The 4,272-nt window shown below is 64.5% G+C and carries 5 protein-coding genes and 1 pseudogene; 4 read left to right on the top strand and 2 right to left on the bottom strand.

Annotated elements, in window-relative coordinates:
• Positions 1 to 563 precede the first annotated feature (563 nt).
• The 4 genes from KN815_RS47170 to KN815_RS47155 all read left to right on the top strand — a co-directional run bounded on the left by KN815_RS47170 (position 564) and on the right by KN815_RS47155 (position 2,616).
• Complete coding sequence (locus KN815_RS47170; protein WP_216347921.1) at positions 564 to 1,064, top strand: flavin reductase family protein; 501 nt, start codon at positions 564 to 566, stop codon at positions 1,062 to 1,064.
• A gap of 111 nt (positions 1,065 to 1,175) precedes the next feature.
• Positions 1,176 to 1,541, top strand: coding sequence for a VOC family protein (locus KN815_RS47165; protein WP_216347920.1), 366 nt, complete (start codon positions 1,176 to 1,178; stop codon positions 1,539 to 1,541).
• 239 nt (positions 1,542 to 1,780) lie between these two features.
• Positions 1,781 to 2,188, top strand: coding sequence for a hypothetical protein (locus tag KN815_RS47160; RefSeq protein WP_216347919.1), 408 nt, complete (start codon positions 1,781 to 1,783; stop codon positions 2,186 to 2,188).
• On the top strand, positions 2,185 to 2,616 hold the full coding sequence (locus KN815_RS47155) for a hypothetical protein (protein ID WP_216347918.1): 432 nt from the start codon (positions 2,185 to 2,187) through the stop codon (positions 2,614 to 2,616). The genes KN815_RS47160 and KN815_RS47155 overlap by 4 nt, the downstream gene beginning before the upstream one ends.
• Before the next feature lie 95 nt (positions 2,617 to 2,711).
• Here the strand turns inward: KN815_RS47155 and KN815_RS47150 are convergent, their stop codons facing one another.
• Positions 2,712 to 4,010: an MFS transporter gene (locus KN815_RS47150; RefSeq protein WP_216347917.1), complete on the bottom strand. Its 1,299-nt coding sequence runs from the start codon at positions 4,008 to 4,010 to the stop codon at positions 2,712 to 2,714.
• 114 nt (positions 4,011 to 4,124) lie between these two features.
• Positions 4,125 to 4,272 (bottom strand): annotated as a pseudogene (locus tag KN815_RS47145) (IS110 family transposase); the annotation flags it as partial.

Below are 4,272 nucleotides of genomic sequence, written 5' to 3'. Positions count from 1 at the left end.
CTCGACCAGTTCCCGGTAGCGGTGCTCATGTGTGAGCCCGACCGGGGTGTCCCCCTCGGTCATGAGGATGAAGTCCATACCGACCCTTCCGTCGAATGTTATTCGTCGATAACGTAGGGCGCAGCACAGCCCAGGTCAAGGCCCCGGGGAGAGCGGCATTCGTTACCTTGCAATAACAACGGAGGTCGACCGGGCTTGCATGGGAGGGGTCGCAACCAGAGCGACCCCGGTCACACCGCGACCGACGGCCGCACAGGCGGCCGCGGACTGACTCAACTCCCCTTTCGTTACTGTGTGCTAACGGCTTCGCCTCCCCGTCCAGGGACTTGACCGCATCTAAGTCAAGTCATATGTTATTCGTCAATAACATTCGAGTTTCGAGGATCGAGGAAGGATCGGTATGGACGTCATTGTCATGGCTGAGGGGGACATCCCGACTGGGCTCGCACGTAAGCACCGCTACCGAGAGCCGGTCGAGGAGGCGCTACTCGCAGAGCATGTCGACGTTGATGCCTTCGGTAGCTGCCACGACCTTGCCGCCCGAGCTGCCCGCGAGGTGTGGAATGGCTGACCAAGTCCAAGGGCTGGACGCGGCTGCCTTCCGTTCGGCGTTGGCCCGCTTCCCTTCCGGCGTGACGATCGTGACGACCCGAAGCGCCGGGGGCACGCCGCATGGGTTCACCGCGAGTTCCTTCGCGGCGCTGTCGCTTGATCCACCACTTGTTCTCGTTTGTCTGGACCAAGGAGCGGACTGCTTCTCAGCTTTCACAGCGGCTGAGCAGTTCGTCGTGAACATCGTGACGCCCGCGCATGCGAAGTTGGCCATGAGGTTCGCCACGAAGGGCGAGGACAAGTTCGCACACGGGAGCTTCGAGTCCGACGAGGGCGGACACCCGATACTGCCCGACGCCGCAGCGGTCATCCGCTGCGAGCTGGAGCAAGCCGTGCCCGGCGGCGATCACGTCATTCTCATCGGTCGCGTGCACGACGCGCGCATAGGTAGCGGCAAGCCGGTGATGTGGTACCGCGGTGATTTCCTCCACCTCGGGCAGAGCGTTAAATGAATGACATCGGCCCCGGCCCCTCAGCTCCGGTGGATCGCACGAGTGGTTCATCCACGCGCGGCGCGCGGTGTGGTGGAACCCTCCGCTCGGGCCGTGCTGCGGGGCCGTCCGGTGAGTGATTCCGTGGAGATCGACCTCGTGAAGATCGGGAACGTGCTGCACCCGGTGGCCGACATCGACGCCGCCGTGCGCTTCTACACCGAGACCTTCGGCCTGGCCACGAAGTTCGTCGACGGCGACCGCTACGCCGCCCTCGACGCCGGCAGCACCACGTTGGCCCTGACCGGACCGGCCGAGGACGTCACTGGTGGGGTGCCCGCGGCGTCGTTCAAGGTCCCCGACGTGACCTCGGCGCTCACCGCCCTCGTACAAGGCGGCGGATCCATAGTCCGGGAGCCCGAGCAGGGCCCACACGAGGTCCGGGCCGTGGCCCGGGACCCATGGGGCAACACCGTAGTGATCTACGGGCCGCGGTAGCGGTCAGTCCGGTAGCGGGTCGGCCTCCGCCGTGCCCCAGACCAAGACGTCGGATGCCATTGACATCCCTGTTCGTGTCCCTCCCCGGCCGTCGGCCAGATCCTCGACCTTTTGCGCGCCGGAACAAGCAGCCTGCGATCCCGTCGAGCGGCCCCGGACCTCCGGCATACCCCAGGCCGAGACGTCGGGTGCGCCTCCCGTCGATGATCCCTGGCGGTGAAGCGGTGACCGTACACATCTTGAGCGCAGGTGAACTCGACCCGATCGGTTCAGATGCCAGAGGCCCCGTGATCGTCGCCTTCCTGGTATTCATCGGGCTGTCTCTCCTGTGGCTTTTCATGCTTGCCTCGAGTCAGGAACACGAACCGGAAAGGCTCTACATCGCGGATCGGTCACTCTCTCCGGTCTTCAACGGGTTCGCCATGACGGGCGAGCAGATCACGGTCGTCACTCTGTTGGTGACGTCCGAGTTTATCGCTCGGTACGGCTACGACGGGTTCAGCATCGCCATCGACCTCATGCTCGCCCTCGGTGTACTGCTGCTCCCGCGCGTTGCGCTCATCACGGCCATGGCGTCCGTGGCCTTCCTCGCCGCGCTCACGACCGTGTCAAGTGTGGTCTGGCCCTCGTCGTCCTGGTCGCCGTGAGCCTGTCGCTGTCCACAGCCATCAGCCGGTACCCGGTCGAGTCCCTGGTCATCTTCGCTCTCTGCGTTGCGGCGTCAGGTGTATTCCCCGCGCTGATCTACACGTTCTTCTGGCCCAATTTCAATCGCCGGGGGCTTCTCTGGTCCGTCTACGGGGGACTGCTGCTGTCCCTCGTGCTCACGGTCTCCTCACCCGTCGTCACCGGTACCAAGAACTCACTATGGCCGGAGTTGAGTTTCAACTGGTATCCGTACTACAACGCGGGCATGGTGTCCGTGCCAGCGGCACTCTTCCTCGGGTGGATCGGCAGCCTCACCTCACCAGAGAGTTCTCAACCGGTTGTCGGTGCAGTGAGTACGACGGGAAAGGAAGTCGGACGGAGTAGTACAGCCCGCCCGCGGACAGCGCGCGGTCGGCATGCAGACTGATTCGCCGCGGTTGTGGTATCCGCAGGCTCGACGATCTCCTGCACCCGGGCAGCTTCCGCACAGCGTTGCAGGAGATCGTGGACCTGGCTGTCCGCTTAGGCGGGTAGCGGCTTCGACGCGGTCTTCGGTAGTCGCGCGACGGTGATCACACCGATGAGTGCTACGGCGAGGATCCAGTAGACGGGGCTGGTTCTGCTTCCGGTACCGGCCACGAGGGCAGCGGCGACGAGTGGCGTGATGCCGCCGATGATCACGCCCAAGTTGTAGCCGATCGCGATGCCTGAGTAGCGCACGCTTGCCGGAAACAGCTCCGTGGCCAACGGCCACGTAGGCACCTGCGCCCACCCGGTGAAGAACATGAAGACCAGATAAACGACTCCGACGGCCCAGAGGTTGGTTGCCGCGATGAGGAGTGCGAAGACCGGCCAAGCGATGACGGCGAAGATGATGTAGGACGCCAGCAGGATGGGCTTGCGGTCGTAGCGATCCGTCAACTTGCCCGCCCATGGGTAGGTGAAGGTGGCCAGGGCGATGCACAACGCTGATGTCCAGGCGACGCCTGTGGCGGAGAATCCTTCCTCCTGTAGGAAGATGGCGAAGTAGGCAACGCCGAAGTAGCCGGTGCCGTTGAACGCGATAGCCAGGCCCGCCACACGGGCAACCGACAGCGGGTGGCTACGCAGAGCGGCCAGCATCGGGCTGCGCACGATCACCGCCTTCTCCTTCAGCTCTTGGAATTGAGGCGACTCCTCGACCCGCAGTCGAGCCTGCAGACACACCACAGTGAGGACCAGCGAGAGGAGGAACGGAATCCGCCAGCCCCACGTTGCCATCTGGTCGGCCGGAACCAGCAGCCGGACCAGCCCTACGACGCCAGCGGCCACGGCGAACCCGAGAGTAGACCCCATGGAAACCGTCGATCCGTAGAAGCCCCGCTTGCCGGGCGGCGCCAGCTCGGCGATGTAGGTGGCAGCGCCACCGATCTCACCACCGGCAGCGAACCCTTGGGCGAGTCGCACAACGATGATTGCGATCGTCCCGGCGACTCCAATCTGTCCGTAGGTGGGCAGCAGGCCCATCACGCCGCACGCCACGCCCATCATCACGATCGTCGCGACGAGGGCTGTCCGGCGGCCGCGGCGGTCGCCGAGGCGACTGAAGAACCAGCCACCGAGCGGACGGATGAGGTAGGACGACGCGAACACCGCGAGCGCGGACAGGGTTGAGACCGTCGGATTGTCGCTGGGAAAGAACAACGGTCCGATGGTGAGCGTCAGAAACCCATAGACACTGAAGTCGTAGTACTCGATCAGTGTCCCGACGCCGCCCGCCAGCGATGCACGCCGGGCGGACCTCAAGCTGATCGTCTTTTCGGAATGTTGTGCCGTCGTCATTGCCTCTCCTTGTCACACCAGGATGGGAGATGCGCCGTTCGGCCGCCCTCGCCGCGCGAGGTCGACGCCGTCACGTTGCTCGGCGCGATCGGGGGGGTGCCCCTATGGGTTTCGTCAAGCTGTGGGGGCAGGTTGCGGGTCGTAGAAGGTGCCGTCGCGAAGCATCGCGAAGAGGACGTCGGCTCGGCGTCTGGCGAGGCAGAGGAGGGCTTGGGTGTGGTGCTTGCCCTGGGCGATCTTCTTGTCGTAGTAGGTCCTGGAG

Source organism: Streptomyces niphimycinicus (assembly GCF_018883605.1).
Lineage (GTDB): Bacteria > Actinomycetota > Actinomycetes > Streptomycetales > Streptomycetaceae > Streptomyces > Streptomyces niphimycinicus.
The sequence above is the reverse complement of the archived record's forward strand: the minus strand, read 5'-3'. Positions and strand labels throughout refer to the sequence as shown.